We start from the raw sequence: 5099 nt of genomic DNA on the forward strand, positions 1-5099 counted from the left end.
GACGCTAGGCGGTTTTCATGCCCGAAGAGCTGTACGATGGTGCCGAATACGATCGCGCTTGGGTCGAGGTCAGGAGTCGATCACGTTGGTCGAGGGCTGAGGAATCTGTAGAGCTATGCATTAGTCACATCTTTCGCAAAGAAAGTCAAAATTTCGTACGTAACAGGGTCAAAGGTAGAGCCAGTGAGACTCAGAGCGATTTGACTCCAGACAGATGAGTCGAATCGCGAGGAAAATCGGGGGAATTTAACAGAACTTAAGCGGTGGAGAGAGTGGTTGAGCGGAGAAATTGGGGCGGAATATGGGTCGAGGGGTGTGCCAAATCTGGGCAAAAGTGGTGCGTGGGTGAGGATTAATGAGAAAAAATCTGGTAGAAATTGCCGCTCAAAAAAGCTGAAAGCAAGAGTGAGAGGGAGACGGGAGGCAATATAAGGATTTCCCCAGACAAGAAAGTAGTGCTATGCATTAGTCACATCTTTCGCAAAGAAAGTCAAAATTTTGTAACAGGGTAAAAGGTAGAGCCAGAGGGAGCTAGAGCGATTTGAAGAGAGAAAGTTGAGTCGAATCGCGAGGAAAATCGGGGGAATTTAACAGAACTTAAGCGGTGGAGAGAGTGGTTGGTAGGAGAAATTGGGGCGGAATATGGGTCGAGGGGTGTGCCAAATCTGGGCAAAAGTGGTGCGTGAGTGAGGATTGATGAGAAAAAATCTGGGGAAATTGCCGCTCCAAAAAGCTGAAAGTAAGAGTGAGAGGGAGACGGGAGGAAATGTAAGGGCTTGCCCAGACTGGCTCCCCGCCGAGGCAGATTGTAAACAAGAGTAAAGTTACGCCGATGTGGGAATCAATGCGTGGTAATTCTGCGTGAAAAGGAAGAAGCAGTAAGAATCAGGGCTGAAACCAATGAGCTGGGCGGCAGAAGAACTAAAAACGGTGAATCTAGGGGATAAGCGACGAAATCGGCGTTTAATCAAAATCGTGGAAGACTTAAGTGCCATGCCGATAGCCAGCGTGACCCAGGCGGCAAGAGATGGGGCGGCGGTGCAAGGCATCTATGAGTTTTGGGGGAATGTGCGCGTGGGATCGAATGAAATATTAGCAGCACACCGAGACAGTACCTTAGCGCGGGTGGAAGGACAAGAACTCGTGCTAGCGGTGCAAGACACAACAGAATTAGATTTCAGCTCACAGCCTTGTAAGCAGGGGTTAGGCGCGTTAAGTAAGAAAGACGCTCACGGGCTAAAAGTGCATTCGGTACTATGCGTTAGTCCCTTGGGCGTACCGTTGGGAGTGCTGCATCAAAAAGTATGGGCAAGAGAGAAAAACAGACGGACGACGGGGCATCAAGACCGGAAAAGGGCGATTGAGCAAAAAGAAAGTCACCGTTGGCTGGAGAGCTTGGAACTAACCCAGCAATGGATTCCTCAAGACAAGCAAGTGGTGACAGTAGCCGATCGGGAAGCCGATATCTATGAGTTATTTGCACTACCACGCCGAGAAGGGTCAGAGTTTTTGATACATGCCTGTCAGCCTCGTGGTGTGAAGCAGACAGCGACAGATATAGATATAAAGAGCTTGCAGGAAGCGATCGGGCAAACAGCAGCGTGCGGTGAGCTGACATTGGAGTTGCAACGGACTCCCAAGCGAAAAGCAAGAACAGCGACATTGACAGTACGTATAAGCAGCCTAGAATTGCAACCACCACTTCATCACCCACAGCGCAATAGCCTCAAACCTGTAAAAGTTCAAGTCGTATGGGCAATTGAAGAGATGCCCCCAGTTGGAGAAAAGGCGATCGCTTGGTTATTGTTAACAACGTTAGAAGTTACTTCCTTGGAGCAAGCTGAAAGATGTTTGCGTTGGTACACTTACCGTTGGCTGATTGAACGCTACCATTACACACTCAAGAGTGGCTGTCGTTTAGAGCAGTTGCAACTAGAGAGAGCTGACCGTTTGGAGAGAGCGTTAGCGACGTATGCGATTGTCGCTTGGCGGTTACTGTGGTTGACCTACGAAGCGCGATGCCATCCAGAGGAAAGTATCGAGGGAATATTACCGGCGCACTATTGGCAGGCACTCTACTGTCATATCTATCAAACGACGGTACTACCAAACGATCCGCCTACCCTGGCAGACTGCGTGCGTTGGATAGCGCGATTAGGCGGGTTTTTGGGTCGCCGACAGGATGGAGAACCGGGAGTAAAAACGTTGTGGTTGGGACTGCAACGATTGCATGACATGGCTAGTATTTGGCAGTTAATGGTGGCAAATGCTAGTTGAGTTCTAACTGCCCCTTTTGTGAAGAAAAATGTGACTAAAGGACAAAGGCAAAGGTTGAAGCCTGAAAAAGATACAAAAATTAGTATTTGTCGGGTTTTTCATTTCTGGTGCGGTAGGTGATCGCGGGTTGGCTAAAGCTATGCCAAATGCGATTGCAGGTAGAGATGAGGCAATATAAACATTAAGAAAGCGGAAATATGACAGTTCGGGAACTGAATGAACAAAAAGCTCTCAATTGCTTGTAACTGGGTGAATAGTAGCTCCCTCCTTTGTGGCAGTTAAGTAAGTGGATGGAAAAGAAAGTATCTAACTGGAATTAATTTTTGAAAGTTGTATCTGTCTTTAGATTGATTGGGTGAGTAACTAACCAAACTTAAGGCAGAAAAATATGGGATTGTTCAAAAAGATAGTTAGTGGTACAGCTATTGCTGCGGGAGTTACAGCAGGAATAGCCGCTGGTGCTGCTGCTGCTAAAGCGATAAAAGACACTATCGATACAGCTTCAGAGACTGCCAATGATTTAGTGAATAATGTCAAAGATACTCTTGATCCGTCTGTTTTATTGCCAGTATCTCAACTCCCGAATATTATTCAAGGAACGCTGAATCCATTGATGCAATTACCAACACCTGAATTAACTGATATTACTTCAGGAGTTCCGGTTATTCCAGAAGGTGTAACTCAGCCTTTATCCGATTTGGTAAACCCTGTACCTCTGGATGTGCTTGTGCCAGAAGCACTTGAGTTTCCTGTACCTGTTCCCACTCCCGATGTTGAAATAGCTATTCCAGATGTCCCTGATATGGCAAATCATATCGGTGGTGCAATCTCAAGCTGGATGGATAGTGATTGGTAGAGACAGGGATTCATTTGTTATTAATTTCTCGCGCAAAAAATAGGTGAAAGTTATGAACGGCAAATTAGTTGAATTTTTGGTCTCAGGTTTAGCGAGTGGTGTGGCAAGAGGTGTAGGAAGAGCTGTTGCAGGAGCTGTTGTTACTGGTGTGCTTGGTGCGATTGGCATAGATGTAGACGAAAATGATTTGATGTCAGATTCGCAAAATGATTCGGATACGGCTTCTGATTCGACTAGTGAGAATACAGAAGTTTAAACTAACTTAACTGGAGAGAGATAAGACAATGAAAAAAGCTTATATGGGATTAATTGCCATATCAATAGTTCAAGCATTATTAGTTGGCTGTGCAAGTGTTTCAGATGATATTGCCAGGATAGCTACTAAACAAGGAAGTAATTTAGTAGATGATGTTGCCAGGACTGCTAGTAAACAAGGAAGTAATGTAACAGATGATGCGGCACGGCAGTTTTCTAAGAATGAAACTCGTGTCGTCCCTGCAACTTCCCAGAATGTAAATTCAAATAAATTGCTCAAAAAATGCGCGCACCAAGCTGGAAGAAGTGCTGTAGTAGAAGCATGGCAACGACAGGCTTCTTCAGATAATCAAGCGTCAGAAAGTTATTTACTTGCTGCTGCTAGAGATGCGATTCAAAGATGTACTGTGGGAAATGAGGGAGACCAAGTGTTAGACGAATTAGCTAACTTAGTAGTTTCAGACTTTAAGCAGGAACAAGCGAGCAGACAGTAACAGAATGTGATTGCTTCTCGGTGCCGGATTTCAGGATAAGAGTAGTTAAGTTGTATTAAACAAGTAGCGTTAAATCTCCTATGAGAAAGCCTCACCTTAGATGCTGAGGCTTTTTGCTTGAGGGAGTGGCACTACCCGTAATCGGTTACAAGGCATTTTCGTTGCATCGGTGTTTCGCCGTCAGGTCTGGTTGCCTCACACTGCTGCCGCGTGTCTAACCGTTAGACACTCACCGGATGGCTCAACTAACTGGGAAGTTCGGAGCAGTGGAAAAAGCGATCGCCTTTCAACTGCTCCGAACTTCAGTGATTTCACCTCAGCAGTGTGCTCCCTTCAACTTCCTATAGTCTATCAGAAATTCTGGAATCTTAGTGTAGGAAGATAAGCGTGATCGGCTTCGTCGGTGCCTTTGGCAATCAGCTTCGAGTAAAGCTCTTATACAATTGCTACCTGTGTATCCGGCGTATAGTTTAGTTACTAGGGTCATATCAAATGTGATGTCATCCAGGTTTAGTAGCCTCACACCGCTCACAGACCCTGTAAGAATGAGTCTAGAGCGCCGATAGACCATAGGCACGGGGGAAAATCAATCCCTCATTCCGTCCTAGGGGGTTCTAGAGCCTTCTGAGATGTGAGACTGATAGGCCGGGTCGGGTCGGCAGCCTGCGATTAGCTACGCTAGCGCTCTCATGCGATCGCCTTTGGCTTTACTCGAAGCTGATCGCTCTCGTGGGTTGACTGACGTAAAATCTCACGAGAGCGATCGCACAATGGCAAACTTCCAATGGTTCTCCGATAATTCGGGAGTTAGTGTAGGAAGATAGACGCCCTCGCCAACAACTTCCGCTAGTGTCTGAGGAAATTCGGCGTTTAGTGTAGGAAGATGAGTGCTTTCGCTGCCAACTTCCTCTACTGTTGAGAACTTCCGACAGCAAAAAAGAAGCTTGGCTACAACTTCCTCTAGTCTAGGCGTACCAAAGGAAGTCTAGAAGCTATACTAGGCAACGCTTTGAGGCTCAGAGTAACCTCCAGTACTTGACTAGAGGAAGATAAGGGTCTCAAGCAACTATAGGAAGATGCAACCTAGACTGGGTAAGGCTTTCAAGACTATAGGAGGATGAAAGAACTAGAGGAAGATGCACAACATCCTATAGTCGGTATAGTAACTATAGGACGATAATAGCTGTATAGACTCTATACAGCTATTATCGTCCTAT

General features: G+C 46.1%; 4 protein-coding genes. All 4 read left to right on the top strand.

The annotated features are described in order from the left end of the window. The first annotated feature begins 900 nt into the window (after positions 1-900). The 4 genes from NDI48_32060 (at position 901) to NDI48_32075 (ending at position 3882) form a co-directional block, all read left to right on the top strand. The gene (locus tag NDI48_32060) at positions 901-2277 is read left to right on the top strand and encodes an IS4 family transposase (protein ID MEP0835806.1); all 1377 of its coding nucleotides are present in this window, start codon (positions 901-903) and stop codon (positions 2275-2277) included. A gap of 388 nt (positions 2278-2665) precedes the next feature. Further along, positions 2666-3133 (top strand): hypothetical protein, encoded by a 468-nt coding sequence (locus tag NDI48_32065; GenBank protein ID MEP0835807.1) that lies wholly within the window; start codon positions 2666-2668, stop codon positions 3131-3133. A 52-nt stretch (positions 3134-3185) separates the two neighbouring features. Beyond that, positions 3186-3389 (top strand): hypothetical protein, encoded by a 204-nt coding sequence (locus NDI48_32070; protein ID MEP0835808.1) that lies wholly within the window; start codon positions 3186-3188, stop codon positions 3387-3389. 28 nt (positions 3390-3417) lie between these two features. Further along, positions 3418-3882 (top strand): hypothetical protein, encoded by a 465-nt coding sequence (locus tag NDI48_32075; protein MEP0835809.1) that lies wholly within the window; start codon positions 3418-3420, stop codon positions 3880-3882. The last annotated feature ends 1217 nt before the right edge of the window (positions 3883-5099 follow it).

The organism is Microcoleus sp. AS-A8 (genome assembly GCA_039962225.1).
Lineage (GTDB): Bacteria > Cyanobacteriota > Cyanobacteriia > Cyanobacteriales > Coleofasciculaceae > Allocoleopsis.

Excerpts from the sequence above, each read along its gene's own strand:
- NDI48_32060 (MEP0835806.1), top strand. The coding sequence starts at position 901 with ATGAGCTGGGCGGCAGAAGAACTAAAAACGGTGAATCTAGGGGATAAG.
- NDI48_32065 (MEP0835807.1), top strand. The coding sequence starts at position 2,666 with ATGGGATTGTTCAAAAAGATAGTTAGTGGTACAGCTATTGCTGCGGGA.
- NDI48_32070 (MEP0835808.1), top strand. The coding sequence starts at position 3,186 with ATGAACGGCAAATTAGTTGAATTTTTGGTCTCAGGTTTAGCGAGTGGT.
- NDI48_32075 (MEP0835809.1), top strand. The coding sequence starts at position 3,418 with ATGAAAAAAGCTTATATGGGATTAATTGCCATATCAATAGTTCAAGCA.